This is a genomic window from Streptomyces sp. NPDC001848 (assembly GCF_042891915.1).
In the GTDB taxonomy this organism is placed as follows: Bacteria; Actinomycetota; Actinomycetes; order Streptomycetales; family Streptomycetaceae; genus Streptomyces.
Genome location: NZ_JBIATP010000035.1, coordinates 1 through 20,849, shown reverse-complemented (window position 1 = coordinate 20,849; position 20,849 = coordinate 1). Strand labels below are relative to the sequence as shown.

The window sequence follows — 20,849 nt, the reverse complement described above, 5'->3', positions numbered from 1 at the left end:
CGCCTCCAACTCACCTCTCGAACCCCTAAAAATCGGCAACCCCGCGCAGGTTCCGCACTCGTCCGCATCCAGGAATCTGCGAACCCGCGCGCTTCAGCGGGCGGCCACGTCGAGTCCGGCCACGGCGGGCAGGGCGCGCGGCAGGAGTACCTGCTGGAGGTCGTTCACGAGGCCGTGCTGGGCGTCGTAGAGCCGGGCGCGGTCCAGGGCCTGTGCCATCAGCCCTGCCAGCGAGGTGAGGACGGCACGCTCGTCGGCGGAGAACGTGTGGGGCCGGACGTAGGAGAGGACGCAGGCGCCCACCGGTCGTCCCGTGACCATCAGGGGGAGGAAGGCCCAGGCTTGTTTGCCGCTCACCAGGGGCGCCTCCGGGTGGCTGCGGGCCATTTCGGAGGGGCTGGCGAAGAAGCCGGGAGTGCCGGTGGCGAGGATGTGACCGGCGGGGGTGAGGTCGGTGTCCAGTGGGAGCCCGTCGAGGCGTTCGATCACCTCGGGCGGGTAGCCGTACGAGCCGACGATCTTCAGACGGCCCGCGTCGACGGCCGACAGCACCAGGCCCTGGGCGCGGAATGCGGGCAGGATCTGCTCCGCGACCATCTCGAACAGGTCGCGCACGCTCACCGTCTCCGTCAGCGCGGCGGCCAGGTGGATGAGCTGGTACAGACGGCCGGTCGGGGTCAGCGCGACCGGCCGGGGACGGGTACTCGGCGTGGACTGCTCCCCGGCAGGGGTGATACGGACGCTGATGCCGCTGGTGTCCGGGTACAGCTCGAAGTTCAGCCACTGGTCCGGGGGGCGCCGGGCCGTGAACGACACGGCGGCGCGGCTGACCACGGCGGTTCGGTAGTGGTCCTCGAACACGGGGTCGTCCATCCACGGCAGCGACTGCCAGGGCCGGGTGCCCAGCAGCCGGCCCCGGTCACGGCCGAGCAGGCGGGCGGCGGCCTTGGTGATGAAGGTGATCCTGCCCTCCAGATCGAGGGCGAGGGCGCCCCAGGGGAGGCGTTCGGCGTAGTCGACGGCGGCGAGGCCGGCGTAGGCCGGGTGGTACGGGGCGTCGACGGAGACGATGCGTGGCTGGTCGGGCAGCGTGGGCGGGCGCTGCGCGTCGTCCAGGAGACGGGCCAGGCGGCGGGCGCTGGAGGTGATATGGCGGCGTTCGCGGGACGTGGTCTTCCGGGCGTGGTCGGCGGGCCACATCAGCACCAGTCCGCCCCAGCAGCGGCGCATTCCGGTCACGGCGTGCGCGGCGAGCGGGAACCTGTAGGGCAGGACCGCGGCGACACGCGGATAGCGGCGGGCCATGTCGGTCTGGTCCCCGATCCACACCAGCCGGTCCTCGCGGATCGCGTCGGCGACCGGGATGGGAGCGGTGAGCGGCAGCCGCCGCCATGGGGCGGTGAATTCCAGCGGCATTCCGCACACGGCCACCAGCCGCAGCACCGGCTCGGCCTCCTCGATCAGGTAGATCCCCCCGATGGAGGCTCCGGTGCGGCGCACGGTCGCTGCCAGGACCGCGTCCAGGGCATCGTCCAGCGCGCCGGGAGATTCGGCCCGTCCCGCTGCCTTGTCCTTGGGCACGTCGTCCTCGCCCATGGCCATATCGGGACAATACGCCCATCCCGGATCGCTCACATCGCCGGCGTCGCCTCCCCGGAGGGTGCTGGACCAACCGTCCTCCCGGCCGCCGGGCGCGGCCGTTACCCGGGCTCGGAAGTCGGAGACCGTACCGGCCCCACGTGAATTTCACCCGAAGTGACGGGCGATATGATGGATTCGTGGGACTGGATCACACCTCGCTGACCACCCTCGCGGCCCTCGGTGATCCACTGCGCCGCCGTATGTTCGAGTTCATCCGGCAGGAGCGGCGCCCGGTCACGCGCGAGGAGGTGGCCGACAGTGCCGGGATCTCCCGCAAGCTGGCGGCCTTCCACCTGGACAAGCTGGTGGCGGCCGGTCTGCTCCACGCCCACTGCGAATCCCCCGCCGGCATCCGCAAGGTCGGCCGCAGGCCCAAGGTCTACGAGCCGGTCGCCGAGGCCATCGCGGTGAGCATCCCCGAGCGTCGCTACGGCATGCTCGCCGATGTCCTGACCGAGGCCGTCCTGACCGAGACGGAGGCCGAGTCCGCCCGCGACGCCGCGCTCCGCGTGGCATACGGGCGCGGGGAGGCCCTGGGCGGCGCCGAACGCGCACGGGTACGCCCCGGACGGCTCGGCGCCGAGCGGGGGCTGAGCCTGGCCGCCGACACCCTCGAGGAGTTCGGCTACGAGCCGGAGCGTGCCGCACCCGCCCTGCTGCGGCTGCGCAACTGCCCCTTCCACCCCCTGGCGGCCAAGGCCCCCCAACTGGTCTGCGCCGTCAACCAGGCTTTCCTGGCCGGCTGCCTGCACGGCCTCGGAAGCGACAAGACCACAGCGGTCCTCGCCCCACGGCCCGACGCGTGCTGCGTCGAACTGCGTGTGCAGGAACCGTCGGAAGGCTCCGCGGAGACGGGTACCACCTGCGGGCGGTGAGCCGGGGGCCCGCCGCACAGAAGCACAGCCGGAGTCGTCATGCACTCCAACCCCTGGGAAGCGCCCTACGGGCGGGCGATCCCCTGGCATGGCCGGGCAATCCCCCGGCGCGAGCGGTCCGTATATACCGGTATGCAGAGGTTTCGGTTCCCCGTGGGCCGTCTCCCGGACGAGGCCCTGCTGTCCGGGCTGGCCACCGGCGATCCGGAGCTCGCCGTCACCTTCGTACGAAGGTTCCAGCACAAGGTCTTCGGGGTCGCCGTCGCCGTCACCGGGGATCCACAGCTCGCCGAGGACATCGCCCAGCAGACGTTCGAACGGGCGTGGCGTCATGCGCAGATCTACGACTCACGCCGGGGTTCCGTGACGACCTGGCTGACCACCATCGCCCACAACCTCGCCATCGACGCCGTCCGGTCCAGGCGGCCGGAGCCGATGGCACCCGACGACCTCGAGGCGGTCCTGGGCGTCGTCAGCCGGACACCCGAGCACTACGCCCTGGCCGACGAGGCATCCTCGCGGCTGCGGGCCGCGGTGGCGCAGCTCCCGCGTGAGCAGGGCCGTGCCCTGGTGATGGCGGGCATCTACGGCATGACGGCCCAGCAGATCGCCGACTGGGAGCACATCCCGCTGGGCACCGCCAAGACACGCATCAGGACGGCGATGGGCAAGCTGCGCGCCACTCTCACCCCTTCCCAGCGGAGCGACCATGCCCAGTGACGTGACCTGCGAGAAGCTGCGGGAGATCGGTCCCGAGCTGGCCCTCGGCGTGCTTCCCGGTCGTGAACGCGCCGGGGCGGTCGCCCATCTGGACGGATGCGCTGACTGCCGGGAGTACGTCGCGCAGCTCACCCTCGTCGGCGACCGGCTGATCGGGCTGCTGCCGTGCGGCGAGCCTCCGGTCGGGTTCGAGACCCGGGTGGCGCAGGCGCTGACACGGAGCGTGCAGGCGCAGCGGGTGCAGGGGGCGCAGGGCCAGGGCGCGTTGGCGCAGGGCGCGGAAGCTCAAGGTGCGGAAGGTACGCAGGCTCCCGGTGCGGTGGCTCCCGGTGCGGTGGTTCCCGGTGCGGTGGTTCCCGAGGCAACGGCTCAAGAGGCGTCGTCTCCGGGGGCGTCGGCTCAGGAAGCCTCGACGCCCGAAGGGCCTTCGGCCGGCCGCTGGGCCGGCATCCCGCGTCAGGGCCGGCGCGGCCGCCGGGGGCGGCTGCGGGTCGCCTCCGCCGGGGCCGCGCTCGCCCTCGCCCTCGGGTTCGGTGGCTGGGCGGTCGGGACGGCGATCGAGGAGGTCATGGCCGGACCCACCAGCCCCGCCGGGACACCCTCGGGCATGCTGAGGGCCGGACTGGTCTCCACCCGGGCTCTCGGGAAGCCGACGGGTGAGATCTACGCCCATCCCGGCTCCCCGGGCTGGCTCTACATGTCCGTCGATCTGGCCGACGCCGGGACGCCGTACAGCGGCAGGGTCTCCTGTGTGCTGGTGCGGCACGACGGCGGCACGATCCACGTCGGCGAGTTGACCCTGGACAAGGGCTACGGCTACTGGGGCGGCCCCGCCCCCGTCGATCCCACGGCACTGGCGGGTGCCCGGCTGACGGCGCCCGACGGGACGGTCCTGGCCACGGCTCAGTTCGGCGCGTCCGGTCTGGCGTAGGGCGCCTCGCGTGGGGGTCTCAGGTGTGGGCCTCATGCGCGGGCGGCGCGGAGGGCCGTGGCGAGTTCGGGCACCGTGGGCCGGGCGGAGGGGTCGGTCAGCAGGCAGCCGTCGATGGCCGCGGCGAGGGGGCGGGGCAGGCGCCGCCGGGTGGCGATCGGCGGGGCGGGCGCCTCCAGCTGGGGGCACCAGTACCAGCCGTCCCGGTCCCCTGTGCGGTCGTCGTTCCCCGCGTCCTCGTCCTCCGGGTCGTCGTAGGTCTCGTCCGCCGTCTCACCGCGGTCGAACGGCACGTCGCCGCTCGCCACCTCGTACAGCGTGATGCCGACACCCCACACGTCGGCCGCGGCCGTCAGCAGGCCGCCGCGCGCCTGCTCCGGTGAGAGGTAGGAGAAGGTGCCCACGCCGGGCGGGGCGACCCCGGGCGGCCGGGCCACGCTCAGGTCGAGGACCTTCGCGTGACCGCGGTCCACCACGACGTTGGACGGCTTGAGGTCCAGGTGCAGCAGGCCCCGGCCGTGCAGGTAGTGGATCGCGGAGCACAGCTGCGTCCCGAGGAGCGCCACGTCGTCGGCGGCCGGCCGGCGCCGTAGCCGGTCGACGAGGTGGGACAGCGTCTCCCCGGTCAGCGTCTCCAGGACGACGAGCGGCTCGGGCGCGTCGAAGGTCTCGTACGCGCGGACCAGGTGCGGATGGGTGAAGTCCCGAAGCCAGCGCCCCTCCTGCAGGAGCCGTTCGCACAGCCGCGTCTCGCCGCGGCGGTCCGGACGTACGACCTTGATGACGCACCGGCAGGCCCGTTCCTCGCTCCACGCGTCGTAGAGGTCCAACCATCCCGTGCGGGTGAGGTGGCCGAGGATCTCGTAGCCCGGGGCCGGGCGGGTGCCGGGTGCCAGGGGAGGGGGCGGTTCGGTCATGACGGCACCGTCCCCGGTGGTGCGGGGGACACGGCCGCGATCCGGTGCAGCCGCGCGTACGCCCCGTCGCGCAGCAGCAGGTCGTCATGGGTCCCGGACTCGATGATCCGGCCGTGGTCGAGGACCACGATCAGGCCGGCGTCCCGGACGGTGAGCAGGTTGTGGGAGATCACGACGGTCGTCCGCCCGGCCATGAGGCGCCGCAGCGGGTCCATGATCCTCAGGCCGGACCGGACGTCGAGGCCGGTGGTCGGCTCGTCCAGCAGCAGCACGGGGGCGTCCCTGATCATCGCCCGGGCGATCGCCAGACGCTGGCGCTGTCCGCCGGACAGCGTCCGGCCGCGCTGGCCGACCATCGTGTCGTACCCCTCCGGAAGCTGCTGGACGAACTCGTGGGCGTCCGCGGCGCGTGCTGCCGCGACGATCTCCGCGTCCGTCGCGCCGGGACGGCCGTAGGCGATGTTGTCCCGCACGGTGCCGTGGAAGACGAGCGTCTCCTGAAGGACGACGGCGACGTTCTCCCGTACGTCGGACAGGGCGAGGTCGCGCAGATCCGTCCCGTCGAGACGGACGGCGCCGTGATCCGGGTCGTAGAACCGCAGCTGGAGCTTGGCGACCGTGGACTTGCCGGCGCCGCTGGCCCCGACCAGCGCCAGGGTCTCGCCGGGGGCGACGTGGAACGACACGTCGGCCAGGGCCCGGTTCGCCGTACCGGGATAGCGGAAGGAGACGCCGGCGAACTCGATGTCGCCGTGCGCCCGCCCGATCCGCCGTGCGCCGGCGGACTCGGTGACCTGGGGGCGCTGGTCCAGCAGTTCGATGATGCGTTCGGCGGAGGCCGACGCGGCGTAGAAGCTGGTGCCGAGGCGGGACAGGTCGCGGATCGGGCTGTAGAGCTTGCCGATCAGCGCGAGGAACACCAGCAGCCCGCCGAGCGTGAGCTGGCCCTGGGCCAGGTTCCAGGTGCCGAGGCCCATGACGGCGAGCGCGCCGGACACCTCGATGACCTCGACGAGTGGCCGGTAGACGGCGCGGATGCGCGCCGACGCCATGGCCGCGTGGAACCTGCCGAGGTTCTCCCGGTCGAACCGGCGCGCCTCCCACTCCCGCCGGTTGTACGCCTGGACCAGGGCGATGTTGCCCAGCGACTCCTCGGCGACCGCGCTGAGCGCACCGCCTCGGCGCCTGCGCTCCCGTGACGCCTCCTTGATCAACCGGGAGAAGTGGCGGGCCGCGCGCCAGAACAGCGGCACGATGACGAGCGCGAGGAGCGTCAGGTCCCAGCGGAGGTAGAACAGCAGACCGAGGAAGACGCCCAGCCGAATGACGTGGTAGAGGGCGTCCGCCACCCCTGAGAGCAGGAACGTCTCGACGGCGTCCACGTCCCCCGTGACCCGCGACAGCACGTCCCCGAGCCGCCGCCGTTCGAAGAACCCGAGGGAGAGCCCCTGGACGTGCCGGAACACGTCGGAGCGCAGGGACAGCAGGAAACTCTCGCTGACGTACGTGGACGTCATGTCGTCGGCGAACCCCAGAACACCGGAGCCGACGATGAGGCCGAGATAGGCAGGAGCGACCCAGGCCAGGGGAGTGAGATCCCTCGGCACGAGCACCTCGTCGACCACGACCTTGAACAGCCAGAGTTCGGCCGCGTCGACGAGGGGCCCGATCACGCTGAACAGCACGAGGGGCACGAGCCAGCGCCGGCGGCCGCGGGTGTACGGCCAGAACCGCCGGAACACATCGCGCGGGGCCAGCCGCGGCGCGGCGGCGACGACGCCACCGTCGTCCTCGCTCACAGACAGGAGATGCCGCGGGAGATGCCGCGGGAGCCGCACCATGGCACGCGTCCCTGGGGGATCGACTATGGAACGGACCGGTCCCGGGTCCTCCGTTCACCGGCCCGCTCGTTCTTCACCAGTTGCCCTTCACCAGTTGTCGTTGTGGTCGTGGTCACGCTTGTGGTCGTGGTCACCGTGACGGCGACGGTGCCTCCTCATCGAGGTGTCGTCACGCCCGGACGTGTCGTCCTTCCCGTGGTCACGGTGCTTGGCGGGGAAGAGATCACTGAAGATCGCCATGCGTTTCCTCCTGCGGAGACTTGCCTCGTATCGGATACGCGTCACAGCGGGCGACGGATGGCTATTTCATGAAAAAAGGTACTGATAACGTCTGGTGATCTTCCCTTTCCTTCCCTGACCTGCCTCCCTTCCCTGCCCTGTTCTGCCAAAAGGGGGGAAGCGTATGCGGGTTTTCGTGCTGTGCGCGTGGCTGCTGACCGCTGGTCTGGGCGGTTACCTCGCCACCGTGTGGATCCGCCACGGCGGACTGCGCCAACGCACGCCCGGCGTGACGCGGCTGCCGCTGTGGCTGGTCGTGGGCCATGTGGCGCTCGCCGTGGCCGGGCTCGCGGCCTGGACCGTGTACCTCGCGGGCGGCGTCGGGGCCTCGGCGTGGACGGCGTGCGGGGTCGTCCTGGTCGTGGCCGCTTTCGGCTTCATGATGTTGCTGCGCCGGCTGCCCAGCTCCGGACGGCACCCGCGCGGCGGCACCACCGCCGAACGTCACTTCCCCCTGGCCGACGTGGTGGCACACGGGGCGAGCGCGGGCGCCACCGTGCTCCTCGTCGTCCTCGGGTGCTGCACCGGGCGTGAGACCCGACGCGATCCAGGTCAGCCTGCTTCCGGAAGGCGCCCGCTCACCCCAGGGCCGGCAGGACGACGGCGACGGCCGAGCCCACCAGGCCGATCACCTGTGTCCGGGTGGCCCGCTCGTGCAGGACCGCGAGCCCGAGGACGGTGGGAATCGCCGGATACAGGGAGGCCAGGACGACAGCGAGGGCCATCATCTGCCGACGGGCCGCCCACAGATGGAGGATGAGGCCGACGGCCGCACCCGCCCCGACCAGGACCGCTCCACCCAGCCACCGCACAGGTCGCACAGGTCGCACAGGTCGCACAGGTCGCACACGTCGCACAGGTCGCCGGAACCGGGGAGCCTGCCCGGCGAGCGGTCTGTGGCCCGTGGCCGCCGGGCGTCTCGCTGCCGTCCTGCTCGTGTCACCGAGCGCCTGGCGCCTCCTTCCCGTCCCCGCCGCGACCGGGGCCGGAGCCCCCCGAGACGAGCCACCGGGCGGGCAGGGTGAGGCACATCCCCAGCCAGGCCGTGACTGTGGGCTGGTCGTCCAGGAAGAACGCACCGCTCAGCACGGACAGGGCGACCCCGGTGACGGCGCTCACCGGGGCCACGATGCTCATGGCTCCCCGGCTCGGCCCGCGGTTGAGGAAGTGCATGGCTGTTCCGCCGCCCATCCCCGAGAGGACGCCCCACACCACGTCCGTGGCCCGAACCGCGTCGGCAGGGACGACAGCCGCGGCCACCACCGCGAACAGCAGACCACCGACCTGCCCCGGGAAGGTGACCACAGCGAAGTGAACCCGGCACAACAGCAGCCCGCCGACGAAGTCGACGGCGCCGTAGCAGACCGCCGAGGCCGGCGCGAGAAGAGCACCCATCCACCCGACAGTTCCCAGGAGCGAGCGCTCGACCCCCTGTCACCACGGAGGCTGATCGGCTCCGTTCACCTCTCACGTCAGCGCCGGTCGATGACTCTGGGCGGCAACTCCCCGTCGCCGGGCGGGCGCAGGAATGTTCACGAGTTCAGCCTCCCGGGGCGCTCCGCTTGGCAGCGATCCTGGCCCGCAGCGCGTCGCGAACGGTCGGCCACTCATCTGCGAGCAGGCTGTAGTACAGCGAGTCACGGCGGGTGCCGTCCTGGCGCCGCATATGGCTGCGCAGAGTCCCTTCGTAGACCAGGCCGAGACGGGCCAGGGCCTGCTGGGACCGCACGTTGAGATTGTCGGTGCGCAGGGCGAGCCTCGCGAGTCGCAGGTCGTCGAAGGCGTGGCTGAACAGCAACAGCTTCGACTCAGCGTTGTACGGGCCTCCCCAACAAGACCGATCGAACCAGGTCGCGCCGACTTCGGCGCGGCTCTCCTCCAGATCGATGTCGTAGAGGCTGGTCGAACCGACCACGGCACCGTCGTCACGACGTTGCACCGCGAAACAGCGCCGCGCGGGGTCCGCGATCATCTGGCTCAGCATCGCGCGCGTCTGCGTCACGGACTCAGGACGTGGCCGCGGCATCCACCGCCACACCTCAGGATCGGACGCAGAAGGGAAGAGGGCTTCGGCATGGTCGGTGGACAACGGAACGAGGCAGACGTCACCACCGACAAGAGCGTTGTTCACGGCGACACACTAGAGGCGGTTTGATCAGCTGACGAGCGATCGGCCGGATCTTTCGGGCTGGTGCGGGGCGTCTTCACACCACGGTCCGTCCCGCCGCGATCCGGCAGTTCCGGTGGGCGAGGGGCGGCAAGACAGGCAAACTCCCACGGGTCGTGTGCGCTGAAGACGGTGACCTCGTCCGCGTGGTCGCGGCGGAGGGCGCGCAGTCGGTCGCGGGTCAGGACGCGAGCCGCGGCATCGGTCTGTGCTCCCTGCTGGACCGGCTCGAGGACGGGGTGGGAAAGGGGCGGGGTGTGCTCGAGTTCGCCGTGATACATGTACGCGTCGCCGGCGTGCAACAGCCACCGTCCGGTGCCGTCGCGCACGGCGACGCCCGCATGTCCCGCCGAGTGGCCGGGCAGTGGCACCAGCAGCAGCTCGCACGCCGGCCCCTGTGGTCGCGCCACGCCGCGGAAACCGAACCACTCGGTGCCCTCCGCCACGGGCGCGGGTGCCGGCAGCGGGCTGTGCGCCCGGTGCGCCGGCATGAAGCGGTCGAGGCTGTGCCGGTGGTGCGCCGCCGCGGAGTCGGTGACGGCCCGGTACTCGTCGGGGTGCACATGCACCCGGGCGTGAGGGAAGTCGGGCAGCCCTCCCGTGTGGTCGCGATGCAGGTGGGTGAGCACGATGTGCCGCACGTCCTGGGGCGCGTACCCGAGACGGACCACCTGGCGCAGCGCGCTCTCCTCGGGGTCCAGCGCGGGCTGGGCGTAGGCCACCCAGTCCGCACCCAGCGACCGGTCAGGGTGCCGTAGGTCGGCGGTGCCGAGGCCGCTGTCGACCAGGACCAGCCCGTCCGAGTCCGTCTCGATGAGCAGGCAATGGCAGACAGCGGCCAGTTCGCGGTTCACCACGCCCGCCGTGGGCTCTCCACGGAGCGGTGGGATCTTTCGTAGCGAACCGCAGTTGAGGTGGTGGATGCGCATAAAGTCCCTTGGAGGCAAGTCGGTTGGCTGCTCACGACGGACGTTAGGAGGGCCCTTCGTGACTCACCAAACGGTTGGACACACTCCGGCGGGCGATCAGGACGGCCCGCTGGCGGACTGTCCGGACAGCGCCCTTGTTCCGCCGGGCCACGAACCGCGATGCCCCATCGACATCACCCTCGCCGCGTTGGGCGGCCGATGGACGCCGCTGGTACTCCGCGAGTTCCTACGCCGGGGTCAGGCCACCTACTCCGAGCTGTCCGCCGCACTTCCCGCTCTCTCGGACAAGGTCCTCTCGGACCGGCTGGCCCAGTTGACCGGTGCGGGCGTCATCGAACGCCACCGCACCCCCGGCTGGCCTCCCCGCGTCCGCTACGTTCTGACCGGCCGGGGGCGGGCGCTGGAGGCAGTGGTGCGCAGCATGTGGGAATGGGGAACGGCGCAAAGGCAGGCCCTCAACTTGTTGCCGGGCCCGTCGGACCGGACTGGAACGAGGCATGACACCGACGGAGAGCCCAGGTGAAGCCCGCTGAGGTGCCGCCCCTGAACACCCCTCATCCGTATCCCAAGTCGACCTGCCGCCCGTGTGAACGGGTCCGTCGTCCGACCAGGAGGAGTGACGCGCGTCGGCACCGACAGCGAGGCCGTGCCTCCGTCTTCACCGTCGGTAGCGCCGCAGCGGCCGACAGTCTGGCCGTCCTGCCCCTCGTCGCGGCCTGCAGCGCCGGGGACGACGACCGCGTGACCGGCACCCGGCCGTCGGAGATCTTCACGCGGGAGGTGCTCGCCCCCTTCCGCACGAAGCTCGGTGGAACCGTGGGACCGTCCGCCAACTGCGCGACAGGGGCCCACCGCGCGGAGGCCCCGGTGGGCCCGATCTGAGATCCAGCGCGAAGTGGCGACGCCTCCTGGCGTCGGCGCGGGCATCCGAAGCCGCGCGGCGAAGGGGTGCAGGCGTGGCAGACTCGGGGAGCGGCAGCCTTTACACGGCCGTAGAAGCTCTGCGAGACGGTTGGATACGAGCGAGGGAACGCAAACTCATGGACGGCGACACACGCGGCCGGGGCTCCAAGCTGCCCAACGGTGCACGGGAGGCCGAGATCCTCGCTCTCCTGCAGCGGGCCGAGGGTGCGCTGACCCCGGGTGAGGTCACCGAACGCCTCGGCGGCGAGCTGACGTACAGCACCGTGGTGACGATCCTCACCCGCATGCACACCAAGCATCTGCTCGTCCGCGCACGGCGAGGCCGCGCCTACGCCTACGCTCCCGCCACCGACGACGCCGGGTTCGCCGCCCGCAGGATGCGGACCGTACTGGAGGAGCGCCCCGACCGGGAAGCCGTGCTCGCCCGCTTCGCCGACGGACTGTCCGACTCGGACGCGGATCTGTTGCGCCAGTTGCTCGGCTCCGAGTCCGGCGCCGACCGCTGAGCCGCGCGAGACCGCCGATGCGCATCGCCGTCTACCTCCCGCTGCTGCTGTCGCTCATCGCCCCCCTGGGCGTGCGGCCGCTGTCAGAGCGTTGTGAACCCCGCCTCGCCACCTGGCTGCTCACCGCGTCGTCCGTCGTCCTGGGCACGGCGAGCACGATCTCGCTGGGCCTGCTGGCCATCACCGGTCTGATTCGCATACCGGTGCTCGCCACCCTGGGCCACTGGCCGGCGCACGCCGCGCGGCGCGAGGACCCCACCGAGCTTTCCGTCGCCGTGATCGCCGGCGTCCTCCTCGGCGCCGCGGTCCTCATGGCCGCCCGTATGCTCTCCCGCCGTGCGCGGTCCCTGGCCGCCGCCGCACTGGACGCGGCCTGTATGCCGACGCGCGACGGACTGGTGGTGGTCGACGACCCGGCGCCGGACGCGTTCGCGCTGCCCGGGCTGCCCGGCCGGGTCGTGGTCTCCACCGGCATGCTGCACACTCTGGACGAGGCCGAGCACGACATCCTGCTGGCCCATGAACGCGCCCATCTGACCGCCCACCACTACGCGTTCGTCGCCCTCGCCCAGTTCGGAGCCGCCGCCAATCCGCTGCTGCGGCCACTGGCGACCGCCGTCACCTACACCACCGAACGCTGGGCCGACGAGAACGCGGCCACCGCCACCGGCGACCGCGCCCGCGTTGCCCGCGCCGTCGGCAAGGCCGCCCTCGCCGCCCGCGCCAACCCCGGCCGGTCCCGTCTCCCGGGCGCCGCGCTCGGCATCCTCGGCCGCCGGGGTCCCCTCGCCGCCGCCGGCCCCGTGCCCCGCCGGGTGGCCGCGCTGCTCGCGCCGCCACCCGGGCGCCATCCCGTGCTCGTCGCCGCCACCGCCGTGGTCCTCTTCACCACGGCCTGGTCCACGGCCGAAGCCGCCCACGACCTCCACCGGCTGCTGGAGGCGATCGGCGTCCGCTGAGCGCCGCCGTCTTACCGCTCAGGGCGGCAACCGATGTGCACCTCGGGCGAGTTGCCGCGGTAAGGCGCAGCGGAGACCCGTGATCTTTTACGCACGTGTAGATGTTATGGTGTTGTTCACCTTTTCGCGTCTCCCTGTTTCCGTGGTCTCCGCCTGCTCGAAAGACACCGCCTGATGACCCCTCACGCCGCAGTTCTCGCCTTCGACGGCTCCCGCATCGACGGCTCGCTGTTCACCTCGGTGACCGATTTCGCTCGCGACACCCCTTGGCTCAACACGCCCATCGCGCTGGCGACCAACCTCGGTCTGGGGGTCTTCGCCGTCCTGATGGTGATGGGCTGGTGGCGGGCCCGCCGGCGGGACGACGCCGCCATGGCTCTGGCCCTGGCCGCCCCGGCGGCCGTCGTGGCCGCGTTCGCCGTCACCGAGGTCATCAAGAAGCTGGTCGCGGAGCCCCGTCCCTGCCGTGCCCTCCCGCACGACTTCTTCGTCAACAGCTGCCCGGCTGCCACCGACTACGCGTTCCCCAGCGGCCACACCACCACGGCCGCCGCCACCGCCGCCGCCCTGTTCCTCCTCGACCGCCGGCTCAGCGCCATCGCCGCCGTCTGCACGCTGCTGGAGGGCTTCACCCGCGTCTACGTCGGCGACCATTACCCGCACGACGTCCTCGGGGCAATCGTCATCGCCGCCCCCGTCGCCCTCCTCGCCGGCCTGGTCCTGCGCGGCCTGATCCGCCCCCTGGTGTCCCGCCTGCGCGCCGGCGGCGCGCTCCAGCCGCTGCTGACCGCCCGCCTCGCTCCCGCGCACGCCGCCCGGTGAACGGCGGATGTCGCGCTGTCGCCCCGCGGGGAAGGTGAACGTTGCGGTGCGAGGAGATGAACACCTCGCACCGACCTTCCTGATTTCTACACCCGTGTAGTAGCTTCCTGGCTGGCCGGAGCGGCTGTGAGCGTCGTCCGGAGCCCCATTCTCGCGTGCACTGTCGAGTCAAAGGCCAGCCATGTCCGTCCTGACCTACCCCGAAGCCGTGGGCGTCGGCCTGCTGCAAGGCGTCACCGAACTGTTCCCGGTCTCCAGCCTCGGGCACAGCATCCTCATACCCGCCCTCCTGGGCGGACACTGGAAGCACGATCTCGACGTCTCCGCCGACGGGTCCCTGTACCTCAACGAGTTGGTCGGTCTTCACCTGGCCACCGCGCTCGCGCTGGTCGTCTTCTTCCGGCGGGACTGGGTCCGGGTGATCCGCGGCCTGGTCACGTCCCTCACCCAGCGGCGTATCCAGACGGTGGACCAGCGGCTCGCCTGGCTGATCGTCTCGGCCACGATCCCGGTCGGTGTCGCCGGGCTCGCGCTCGACAAACTGTTCCGTACGACGCTGGGGCGGCCCGTGCCGACCGCCCTCTTCCTCGCCCTCAACGGCATCGTGCTCTTCGTCACCGAGCAGCTGCGACGCGGTGGGACGGGCCGGCGGCGCGCAGGCGACACCCCGGCAGGGAACCAGGACCTGACTCCGGAAGAGCTCTCGGACCAGCGGATCACACGGATGACCATGCGGCAGGCCATGGGGATCGGCGCGGCCCAGATCCTCGCTCTCCTCCCTGGAATCAGCCGTTCCGGATCGACCATCAGCGCGGGCATCTTCCGCGGCCTGAACCACGAGGACTCCGCACGCTTCGCGTTCCTGCTCGCCACCCCGGTGATCGGCGGAGCGGCCCTGCTCAAACTGCCCCCGCTGCTGGGCCCCGCGGGCAACGGCCTGCGCGGCCCCCTGCTGGTGGGCAGCCTGGCCGCCTTCGTGGCTGCCTACCTGGCAACCCGCTACCTGGTCCGGTACTTCGAGAACCGAACCCTCATCCCTTTCGCCATCTACTGCACCCTCGCGGGACTCGGCAGCCTGGCCTACTTCACCCTTGGGTGACCGGCGGTCCCTCGGGAACACCCCGAGGTCAGTCCTGCCCGGCCTGCCTGCGTTTCTCGGCCCGGCGTGCGTCGCCGAGGCCGCGGATCGGGTTGGTCGTCAGGTCGACGGCGGTCTTGCGCACATCCACGGAGCAGTGCTGGTCGAAGTACACGACCCAGGCGAGGATCAGCAGCCGGCCCCGCAGGGCGACGAGATGGTGGGTTCGGCCCGCATTTCGAACATCGTGGTGAACGGCGGCAAGCCGGTGGAACTGTCCGACCAGCCGCTCCAGGAGTTCAAGGCGACGTTCACCGCCACCGACCCGTCGGGCATCGCGAGCGGCGACATGTACCTCTACCGGGGTTCGTACGACACCTCCGACGCCGTCCTCCACAGCCCCTGGCGTGCGACCTGCACCAAGGTCAACGCGACAACGTCCACCTGTCAGACGCAGTTCGCCTACATCCACCCGCGCCGGACCCTTGGCCGCAACTCCCTCGCCGGCGCGTGGAAGGTCGCTGCCTGGGCCGAGTCCGCAGACGGCATGGGACACATCGATCTGTACGCCGCCACGACACAGTCCGCGCTGCGTGACGCGACCCTGACGGCCAACGCGTCTCCCGAGCCGGTGACCCGGGGTAGGACGCTCACCGTCACCGGAAAGCTCTCTCGTGCGGACTGGGAGACACCCGGCAGCTACCACGGATACGCCGGTCAGAAGGTGCAGCTGCAGTTCCGCAAGGCGGGGGCGTCCACGTACACGACCGTGAAGACGGTCTCGACGGACAGCTACGGAAACGCGAAGACCACGGTGACGGCATCGGCGGACGGCTACTGGCGCTACACCTTCGCGGGCACCTCCACCGCCGCTCCCGCCAACGCCGGGGGCGACTTCGTCGACGTCCGCTGACCCGGAGACCGGTCGTAGGGCCTGGCTCCCCCGCCCGGGCCCTACGACAGACACCAGCCGGAACGCCACCGTCCCAAGCCCTCAAGCGCGTTCAGCAGCCTGGGTCGGCCGGGGTCAACTCCGGTCCACTCCGCGACGGACAGAAACCCGGACCCGACCTCCAGTCCGCTGCGAGTGACCATGTCCCACGTGGTCACGTCCGCTGGGCGGGTCTTTCGTTAGGAACTCTAAGCTTCTTTCCGTTCGGCCGAGCAGCAGTGGAGATTCGCGTTTGCAGGATCCAGGGTGAGGGTTGGCAGCTGGATCACGCATCGAGGGTGGGTCCCGCACAGGCCCGCTTCGCGTGCAGGGGGCGCGAAGCCACACGATCGCCGACGGGCAGCCAGTCCCGCTGCGGTACCACCCAAGCTGCGTATCTCCCTGACCAGCCCCATCGGCGGAGTAGGGAATACGGCAGCCGTGAGCCTGACTGACGGTCTGAAGGCCGCTAGGAGGATGATCGTGGCACTCACTGAGGCGGATCTGCTCAAAGCCGGCGATACCGGGCTGCAGGAGCTCTTCCGCGAAAGTTCGCCCGGTGACATCCCGAAGGGCCCGCTGCAGGGCACTGGCATTGTCCGATGGGGCGGCAGGTGGGCCGCCCGACCATTGGCGGCGCTCGTGCGCACGGCCGTGTGGCGGGGCAAGGTCTTCGACCCGAACGGCTACCTGAGCAATCGGATGACCTCCTTCGACGTGCTCGCCATCGTGGCGCAGGTCTATACAGGTCCGAGCCTGCTGGACGACCGGGAGTGTGTCGTCATCGACTACTCAAGGACGTCCCTGGTCGCCCGGGGAGTGCGCGACGAGATGCGGCAAGTCGGTCCGGGCCTGTATCTGGGGGTCGTCTGGCTGTTCGGGTTCAGGGTCGGATGGTTCGTGCTTCGAGTTCTGGAACGCGGCCCCGGCCAGGCCGAGGCCGAAGAGACCTGAGCCCATCCACCCGCACAGCGGACCGGTGCCGGCCCCGGCTGTCACCGGAGTCGCCGACGACCACAACCCCCTCACGGCACCGCACCCCAGTCCGACCACCTACGGCGAACGGTTTCCATGATGCGCATCTCAGACATACATCCGTTCAGACCGGTCTGCGCGAAAGTGAGCCGCGCACGAATACGGACGGGCCCGGTGCCGTGGGCGGCGGCCACCGCGGCAGCGGCCTCCGCCGCCATCGCCCTGGGAACAGTGAGCACTCCCACGGCGTCACCCGACGCCCTACCGGGCCCGTTGCACGGCATGGTCAACGGCGCGGGACAGCCGCTGCGCGGTGCGCAGGTGACGCTCTTCGCCGGATCGCGGTCAGGAGTCAGAGAGCTGGGCCGCGCAACGACCGATGCGAGCGGCTCCTTCACCATCACCTATGCCCAGCCCGCTGACGGAGTCGTGTACGTCGAGGCGGCTTCGACGACAGCGCGCAGATTCCGGCTGCGTTCGGTCGTCGGGGTGGGCGTCGGCGGCGGTGTGCCCCAGCGGACTGTGAACACGGTGAGGATCAACGAACTCACCACGATCGCCACGGCCTACGCCCTGGCCCAGTTCAGCGACCAGCGCGGCATCACCGGACCGAGCCCGGGGCTGCAGAACGCCGCGGCGACAGCCTTCACCCTCGCCGACCCGGTCACCGGCAAGCCCGCAGCGGCGGTGACGGCCGACAGCGCCAACAGCCAGACACTCGCCACACTGGATACGCTCGCCAACCTCATCTCCCTGTGCACGGCGGACGCCCCGCGCTGCGACCAGCTCCTTCGGCTGGCTACACCACCAGGGAACGCGGCTGCGGCCGACACCGTGCAGGCGATCGGGAACCTGGCCCACAGCCCCACACTGTCTCCGGCCGACCTCTACGCCCTGGCCCGTGAGGCGAACGTCTTCACCCCCGCCCTCACCGCGCCACCCACGGCCTGGATCCTGGCGCTACGCCACACCGCCAGCGACCTCTACGCTCCCGGCCGCATCGCCTTCGACGCCCACGGCAACGCCTGGGCGACCAACAACTGGCTGCCCGGTACCCGGAACCCCAACCCCTTCGTCACCGTCCAGAACCCGACAGGCATTCCCACCTTCGGCAGCCCCATCAGCGGCGGCGGCATGAAAGGCGGGGCGTGGGGCATCGCGATCGACCGTGACGGCTCCGTCTGGATACCCAGCTACGGCGGCAACGCCATGTCGAAGTACTCAGCCACCGGCGCCGTGCTGTCGCCCCCGACCGGGTGGAAGAACGGCGGGCTCAACCACCCGCAGGGCACCGCCGTCGACCAGCGGGGCAACGTGTGGATCGCCAACTCCTACGGCCTCAAGGGCAAACCCGGCCAGGGCAGCGTCGTCGTCTACCCGCACGGCGACCCCTCCAAGGCCATCACCATCACCGACAGCAGCTTCAACCATCCGTTCGCCGTCCAGATCGACGCCTACGGCCGGGCCTGGGTCACCAACAGCCACCTCTCGTTCACCGAGATCACGGAAAGCAAGCGCCCCGGCAAAGTCGGCGGCAGCGTCACCGTCATCGGACCCGACTTCAAGCCCGTCACCTCCATCAACGACGGCTCCCTCCAAGCGCCCGTGGGGCTCGCACTGGACTCGAAGGGCAACGCCTGGGTGGCCAACTTCTTCAGCAGCGCCATCACCCAGATCCAACCCAACGGCACTGTCGCGGGCGTGCATCAGCTGCCCAGGACGGTCTTCCCCTGGTCGGTCGCCGTCGACGGTACGGATCGCGTGTGGGTCGCCGGATTCGGCGCCTCCTCAGTGTCGCTGCTGTGCGGCGTGAACACCGCCGCCTGCACTGCGGGAGCCTCGGCCGGCACCGTTCTCTCCCCTGGCGCGGGCTTCCAGAACAAGGCGATCCAGCACCTTACGGCCGTTCAGATCGACGCCTCCGGAAACGTATGGGTGGCCAACAACTGGTCGAAGATCATCCCACCGACGGGCGGCGAAGGACTGGTCGAGCTCATCGGACTGGCTACTCCGGTCTGCACGCCCCTCACGCCCCTGCCAGTGCGTCCCTCCGCGACAACCCCCACCGTCTGCCCCACCGCGAAGCGGGAGGGCACCTCCATCCCACATCAGGAGCAGCGATCGCCACGGTGACACCGGTCGGCGCGGGCGAACCTGCCTTGTTGCCCCGGGTCTTGCCGGGGATCTTAGTGAGCTGGGTTCTTGCCGGTCACAGCCGTTCCAACGTGCGCCTGGTGGTCGTCGTCGGTCCCATTGGCCACTGTTGAGCGGCCTCGGACGGCCCACAGAGCCCAGCTCTGTTTCGCTCGACCGACGGTCGGCACCTATCGCTTCTGCGCCTGTGGTGTTTCATGAGGGCAGTGATCCGTGTGTGGTCCGCCTGGCCGTTGAGCTCGGCCACCAGAGCGTCAGGACACAACTCGTAGAGATCGCCCCACCATCGTGACGTCCTCGGTTGTCCCAGATTTGGTATCCACCTGGCACACCCCGGGCCACGCAGCGTCTCCTGCATCGCTCAGTGCGGCTGCATATCACTGCCGTGGGCTCCTAACGATCAAGGCTCTCAGTTTGGGAAGCTGCGATCATTGGGGGCTGGCGGAGACGGTGACCTGGGCGAACAGGCTGGACGGCGCCTCGCCGGCCTCAGCGATTCCACCGTGATTCCCCGCGGTTCCCCGCTCGATCTGGTGCGGTTGTGGTGCGGGCTCCGGTCCGTCTGTGTTCCGACGATTGCTAACGAGCGTAGGCGTAGAGCAACACGATGATGACCACGATGCCGAGCCAGATCGGTACCCCGGTCTTGGTGAATCGGCCGCGACTGTCCCTGGGCTGCGGCCTTCGACGCTTCGCCATACCTCCCCCTTTGGTAGTGACGCTCTGCTACGCCTCAGGGTGTGGTCGGCTGGAGCGTGTGGGTAGAGCGCGAATCGGACACGCCGCGTGGACATCGCACGCGTACAGAACCGCGAGGCGGGGGGATGGCGAACAAGTCTGGACCTGTATGACGACCGAGCCGTGCGCAGCCGCCGATCCGCCGTCCAGGGACGCACGCGGCGACAGCGCTGACCAGCAACACGCTTTCCAACTGTGTTGGCGCCTCGCGGGGCCGCGTACAGGGCCGTTCACCTGCGTCCACGGTCGGCGGGTCGCCCGAGCGGCTACGGGCTTCGGTCCCGTTTGAACGTCCGCGAACAGCGCTGAAGGGGACGGGCGGTGGGACCGGGCCCGCTGCCTGGAACACCTCAGGCATCAGCTGCTCATCTTCGCTGTTGAAGGGGCATGACTGGGCGGGCGGCGCCGGCATGCGCCAAGGCGTTGTCCATGGTGGGACTCCAGTAGCGCCAGCGCACTGCCCCCTCCCACCGCCCTTGTTGACGAAACTTCTTCGTCCCGACGTAACTCAGGCGGGCCGCCTGCCTTGGGCGGCACCGCGACCCTGCTCATCACCGCCGTGGTGATCCACACGGTCAGGCGAACTGTCGCACTCCGCCGCGGGCTTTGAGGTGTCCTTCGCTCTCGCCCCGCAGCATGCCACCGGGCAGTACTTGGGTGTCTTCGGCCTGGGGGCGGCCGGCCTTGCCGAAACCCTCGGCCCAGGACTCCTCATCGCACTCTGTATCAGCTGGGGCCGCCCCGGCTGGTACGTCCTGGGAGCGATGTTCGCGCTGACAGGCTTGGCGGCACCACCTGCTGTCCGCTGGGCACAACACCACCAGCACGCTCTACCCACACAGCTTGCACCCGTGGAGAAGGCGACAACTGCCCGATCGCCCCGAGAGACAGCTCGACCCGTTCCAGGAAAGGCCCAGGACCGGTACGAAATTGGCCCAGGATTTCAGTGCTGAAGTGACCTGGGCGACTGTTCGCTCCAACCGTAAGGTCGTGATCATGACTGAGGAAACGCCCACCGTCTCAGAGTCGTACGGGTGCGCTCGGGTGCACCTCACGCTCAATGCGCGGCATGATCTCGGGCAGGTAGATCTTCTGGATGGCTTCTCCAGCATCGTGGGCTTCCCAGTGGCCCCGGCTTGCCCAGCGCTCGACCAGTACGAACCGGGCGGGATCCTCGTGCGAGTGGTAGGCCTCCCAACTGACACAGCCGTCCTCGGTGAGGCACAGCGGACGCATTCGAGCCAGCGCGTCAGCGACCGGCGTGACGTCTTCGGCCTTGGGAACGTGCACGATGACGATGAGGTCGAACATCATTACTCCTTGATGCAGGCCGGCTGCGCGGCGGACAGCGTACAGCGGATGTCGGTGTAGCGACTTTGGCCGGGAGTTTCAATGACCGAGTCAAGGTCGTGGGCCGCCCCACCAGCGGGCGGCATCTCGCCTCGGAGATCGTCTGTGCCTC

At 70.4% G+C, this 20,849-nt stretch carries 21 protein-coding genes; 12 read left to right on the top strand and 9 right to left on the bottom strand.

Features of this window, described 5'->3' with window-relative positions; translation table 11 throughout:
• Positions 1-93 precede the first annotated feature (93 nt).
• A complete protein-coding gene (locus ACFYZJ_RS38970; RefSeq protein WP_388577027.1) occupies positions 94-1,602 on the bottom strand; it encodes a GAF domain-containing protein in 1,509 nt (502 codons plus the stop codon).
• A gap of 176 nt (positions 1,603-1,778) precedes the next feature.
• On the opposite strand from ACFYZJ_RS38970, the gene ACFYZJ_RS38965 reads away from it, so the two are divergent.
• The 3 genes from ACFYZJ_RS38965 (at position 1,779) to ACFYZJ_RS38955 (ending at position 4,167) form a co-directional block, all read left to right on the top strand.
• The gene (locus ACFYZJ_RS38965; RefSeq protein WP_388577025.1) at positions 1,779-2,516 is read left to right on the top strand and encodes a helix-turn-helix transcriptional regulator; all 738 of its coding nucleotides are present in this window, start codon (positions 1,779-1,781) and stop codon (positions 2,514-2,516) included.
• Positions 2,517-2,648: 132 nt separating this feature from the next.
• On the top strand, positions 2,649-3,236 hold the full coding sequence (locus ACFYZJ_RS38960; RefSeq protein WP_388577030.1) for an RNA polymerase sigma factor: 588 nt from the start codon (positions 2,649-2,651) through the stop codon (positions 3,234-3,236).
• The gene (locus ACFYZJ_RS38955) at positions 3,226-4,167 is read left to right on the top strand and encodes an anti-sigma factor family protein (protein ID WP_388577022.1); all 942 of its coding nucleotides are present in this window, start codon (positions 3,226-3,228) and stop codon (positions 4,165-4,167) included. Before ACFYZJ_RS38960 ends, ACFYZJ_RS38955 begins: the two co-directional genes overlap by 11 nt.
• A 32-nt stretch (positions 4,168-4,199) precedes the next feature.
• Here the strand turns inward: ACFYZJ_RS38955 and ACFYZJ_RS38950 are convergent, their stop codons facing one another.
• The 7 genes from ACFYZJ_RS38950 to ACFYZJ_RS38920 all read right to left on the bottom strand — a co-directional run bounded on the left by ACFYZJ_RS38950 (position 4,200) and on the right by ACFYZJ_RS38920 (position 10,300).
• Entirely contained in the window at positions 4,200-5,084 is an 885-nt protein-coding gene (locus ACFYZJ_RS38950; protein ID WP_388577020.1) for a serine/threonine-protein kinase, read from the bottom strand.
• Complete coding sequence (locus ACFYZJ_RS38945) at positions 5,081-6,883, bottom strand: ABC transporter ATP-binding protein (RefSeq protein ID WP_388577018.1); 1,803 nt, start codon at positions 6,881-6,883, stop codon at positions 5,081-5,083. Before ACFYZJ_RS38945 ends, ACFYZJ_RS38950 begins: the two co-directional genes overlap by 4 nt.
• 129 nt (positions 6,884-7,012) lie before the next feature.
• Positions 7,013-7,165: a hypothetical protein gene (locus ACFYZJ_RS38940; RefSeq protein ID WP_388577016.1), complete on the bottom strand. Its 153-nt coding sequence runs from the start codon at positions 7,163-7,165 to the stop codon at positions 7,013-7,015.
• A 617-nt stretch (positions 7,166-7,782) separates the two neighbouring features.
• Entirely contained in the window at positions 7,783-8,025 is a 243-nt protein-coding gene (locus ACFYZJ_RS38935) for an EamA family transporter (protein ID WP_388577013.1), read from the bottom strand.
• Positions 8,026-8,143: 118 nt separating this feature from the next.
• A complete protein-coding gene (locus ACFYZJ_RS38930; RefSeq protein WP_388577010.1) occupies positions 8,144-8,599 on the bottom strand; it encodes an EamA family transporter in 456 nt (151 codons plus the stop codon).
• A 145-nt stretch (positions 8,600-8,744) separates the two neighbouring features.
• Positions 8,745-9,335 (bottom strand): GNAT family N-acetyltransferase, encoded by a 591-nt coding sequence (locus ACFYZJ_RS38925; RefSeq protein ID WP_388577007.1) that lies wholly within the window; start codon positions 9,333-9,335, stop codon positions 8,745-8,747.
• On the bottom strand, positions 9,332-10,300 hold the full coding sequence (locus ACFYZJ_RS38920) for an MBL fold metallo-hydrolase (RefSeq protein ID WP_388577004.1): 969 nt from the start codon (positions 10,298-10,300) through the stop codon (positions 9,332-9,334). Before ACFYZJ_RS38920 ends, ACFYZJ_RS38925 begins: the two co-directional genes overlap by 4 nt.
• Between ACFYZJ_RS38920 and ACFYZJ_RS38915 the strand changes: the two genes are divergently transcribed.
• The 9 genes from ACFYZJ_RS38915 to ACFYZJ_RS38875 all read left to right on the top strand — a co-directional run bounded on the left by ACFYZJ_RS38915 (position 10,185) and on the right by ACFYZJ_RS38875 (position 18,628).
• On the top strand, positions 10,185-10,823 hold the full coding sequence (locus tag ACFYZJ_RS38915) for a winged helix-turn-helix transcriptional regulator (RefSeq protein ID WP_388577001.1): 639 nt from the start codon (positions 10,185-10,187) through the stop codon (positions 10,821-10,823). The genes ACFYZJ_RS38920 and ACFYZJ_RS38915 overlap by 116 nt on opposite strands.
• A 218-nt stretch (positions 10,824-11,041) precedes the next feature.
• On the top strand, positions 11,042-11,182 hold the full coding sequence (locus tag ACFYZJ_RS38910) for a hypothetical protein (RefSeq protein ID WP_388576999.1): 141 nt from the start codon (positions 11,042-11,044) through the stop codon (positions 11,180-11,182).
• Between the two features lie 158 nt (positions 11,183-11,340).
• On the top strand, positions 11,341-11,730 hold the full coding sequence (locus ACFYZJ_RS38905) for a BlaI/MecI/CopY family transcriptional regulator (RefSeq protein WP_388576997.1): 390 nt from the start codon (positions 11,341-11,343) through the stop codon (positions 11,728-11,730).
• 17 nt (positions 11,731-11,747) lie between these two features.
• Positions 11,748-12,689 carry a M56 family metallopeptidase gene (locus ACFYZJ_RS38900; protein ID WP_388576994.1) on the top strand — a complete coding sequence of 314 codons (942 nt, stop codon included), beginning with the start codon at positions 11,748-11,750 and terminating at the stop codon, positions 12,687-12,689.
• Positions 12,690-12,863: 174 nt separating this feature from the next.
• The gene (locus tag ACFYZJ_RS38895; protein WP_388576991.1) at positions 12,864-13,511 is read left to right on the top strand and encodes a phosphatase PAP2 family protein; all 648 of its coding nucleotides are present in this window, start codon (positions 12,864-12,866) and stop codon (positions 13,509-13,511) included.
• Positions 13,512-13,692: 181 nt separating this feature from the next.
• Positions 13,693-14,610 (top strand): undecaprenyl-diphosphate phosphatase, encoded by a 918-nt coding sequence (locus ACFYZJ_RS38890; protein ID WP_388576988.1) that lies wholly within the window; start codon positions 13,693-13,695, stop codon positions 14,608-14,610.
• 136 nt (positions 14,611-14,746) lie between these two features.
• A complete protein-coding gene (locus tag ACFYZJ_RS38885) occupies positions 14,747-15,502 on the top strand; it encodes a calcium-binding protein (protein WP_388576985.1) in 756 nt (251 codons plus the stop codon).
• A gap of 459 nt (positions 15,503-15,961) precedes the next feature.
• Positions 15,962-16,474 carry a hypothetical protein gene (locus ACFYZJ_RS38880; protein WP_388576983.1) on the top strand — a complete coding sequence of 171 codons (513 nt, stop codon included), beginning with the start codon at positions 15,962-15,964 and terminating at the stop codon, positions 16,472-16,474.
• 252 nt (positions 16,475-16,726) lie between these two features.
• Complete coding sequence (locus ACFYZJ_RS38875; RefSeq protein ID WP_388576980.1) at positions 16,727-18,628, top strand: hypothetical protein; 1,902 nt, start codon at positions 16,727-16,729, stop codon at positions 18,626-18,628.
• A gap of 1,779 nt (positions 18,629-20,407) precedes the next feature.
• Here ACFYZJ_RS38875 and ACFYZJ_RS38870 read toward each other — a convergent pair.
• Positions 20,408-20,701 (bottom strand): putative quinol monooxygenase, encoded by a 294-nt coding sequence (locus ACFYZJ_RS38870; protein WP_388576978.1) that lies wholly within the window; start codon positions 20,699-20,701, stop codon positions 20,408-20,410.
• Positions 20,702-20,849 lie beyond the last annotated feature (148 nt).

Excerpts from the sequence above, each read along its gene's own strand:
- ACFYZJ_RS38970 (WP_388577027.1), bottom strand. The coding sequence starts at position 1,602 with ATGGCCATGGGCGAGGACGACGTGCCCAAGGACAAGGCAGCGGGACGG.
- ACFYZJ_RS38960 (WP_388577030.1), top strand. The coding sequence starts at position 2,649 with ATGCAGAGGTTTCGGTTCCCCGTGGGCCGTCTCCCGGACGAGGCCCTG.
- ACFYZJ_RS38955 (WP_388577022.1), top strand. The coding sequence starts at position 3,226 with ATGCCCAGTGACGTGACCTGCGAGAAGCTGCGGGAGATCGGTCCCGAG.
- ACFYZJ_RS38950 (WP_388577020.1), bottom strand. The coding sequence starts at position 5,084 with ATGACCGAACCGCCCCCTCCCCTGGCACCCGGCACCCGCCCGGCCCCG.
- ACFYZJ_RS38940 (WP_388577016.1), bottom strand. The coding sequence starts at position 7,165 with ATGGCGATCTTCAGTGATCTCTTCCCCGCCAAGCACCGTGACCACGGG.
- ACFYZJ_RS38930 (WP_388577010.1), bottom strand. The coding sequence starts at position 8,599 with ATGGGTGCTCTTCTCGCGCCGGCCTCGGCGGTCTGCTACGGCGCCGTC.
- ACFYZJ_RS38915 (WP_388577001.1), top strand. The coding sequence starts at position 10,185 with ATGAGCAGGCAATGGCAGACAGCGGCCAGTTCGCGGTTCACCACGCCC.
- ACFYZJ_RS38920 (WP_388577004.1), bottom strand. The coding sequence starts at position 10,300 with ATGCGCATCCACCACCTCAACTGCGGTTCGCTACGAAAGATCCCACCG.
- ACFYZJ_RS38905 (WP_388576997.1), top strand. The coding sequence starts at position 11,341 with ATGGACGGCGACACACGCGGCCGGGGCTCCAAGCTGCCCAACGGTGCA.
- ACFYZJ_RS38900 (WP_388576994.1), top strand. The coding sequence starts at position 11,748 with ATGCGCATCGCCGTCTACCTCCCGCTGCTGCTGTCGCTCATCGCCCCC.
- ACFYZJ_RS38895 (WP_388576991.1), top strand. The coding sequence starts at position 12,864 with ATGACCCCTCACGCCGCAGTTCTCGCCTTCGACGGCTCCCGCATCGAC.
- ACFYZJ_RS38890 (WP_388576988.1), top strand. The coding sequence starts at position 13,693 with ATGTCCGTCCTGACCTACCCCGAAGCCGTGGGCGTCGGCCTGCTGCAA.
- ACFYZJ_RS38870 (WP_388576978.1), bottom strand. The coding sequence starts at position 20,701 with ATGATGTTCGACCTCATCGTCATCGTGCACGTTCCCAAGGCCGAAGAC.